Source organism: Serratia sp. DD3 (genome assembly GCF_000496755.2).
In genome coordinates this window covers 1-691 of the sequence record NZ_AYKS02000003.1, presented here as the reverse complement: position 1 = coordinate 691, position 691 = coordinate 1, and the positions used below count along the sequence as shown (strand labels likewise).

The 691-nt window shown below is 53.5% G+C and carries 1 protein-coding gene and 1 pseudogene; one reads left to right on the top strand and one right to left on the bottom strand.

Annotated elements, in window-relative coordinates:
* Positions 1 to 431: pseudogene (locus tag IO95_RS00140) on the top strand (phage terminase large subunit family protein); the annotation flags it as partial.
* Between the two features lie 183 nt (positions 432 to 614).
* On the opposite strand, the gene IO95_RS25890 reads toward IO95_RS00140, so the two are convergent.
* Positions 615 to 691: hypothetical protein (locus IO95_RS25890; RefSeq protein WP_235186716.1), on the bottom strand; the 77-nt coding region annotated here is incomplete at its 5' end.

Sequence of the window (691 nt, the reverse complement as noted above, 5' to 3'; positions counted from 1 at the left end):
TCCGCGCCGGGCTTCGCTCACTGTTCAGGCCGGAGCCACAGACCGCCGTTGAATGGGCGGATGCTAATTACTATCTCCCGAAAGAATCCGCATACCAGGAAGGGCGCTGGGAAACACTGCCCTTTCAGCGGGCCATCATGAATGCGATGGGCAGCGACTACATCCGTGAGGTGAATGTGGTGAAGTCTGCCCGTGTCGGTTATTCCAAAATGCTGCTGGGTGTTTATGCCTACTTTATAGAGCATAAGCAGCGCAACACCCTTATCTGGTTGCCGACGGATGGTGATGCCGAGAACTTTATGAAATCCCACGTTGAGCCGACTATTCGTGATATTCCGTCGCTGCTGGCGCTGGCCCCGTGGTATGGCAAAAAGCACCGGGATAACACGCTCACCATGAAGCGTTTCACTAATGGGCGTGGCTTCTGGTGCTGCAGGCGTACCAGCTTTCCCTATAGTGAGTCGTATTAGAGCTTGGCGTAATCATGGTCATAGCTGTTTCCTGTGTGAAATTGTTATCCGCTCACAATTCCACACAACATACGAGCCGGAAGCATAAAGTGTAAAGCCTGGGGTGCCTAATGAGTGAGCTAACTCACATTAATTGCGTTGCGCTCACTGCCCGCTTTCCAGTCGGGAAACCTGTCGTGCCAGCTGCATTAATGAATCGGCCAACGCGCGGGGAGAGGCGG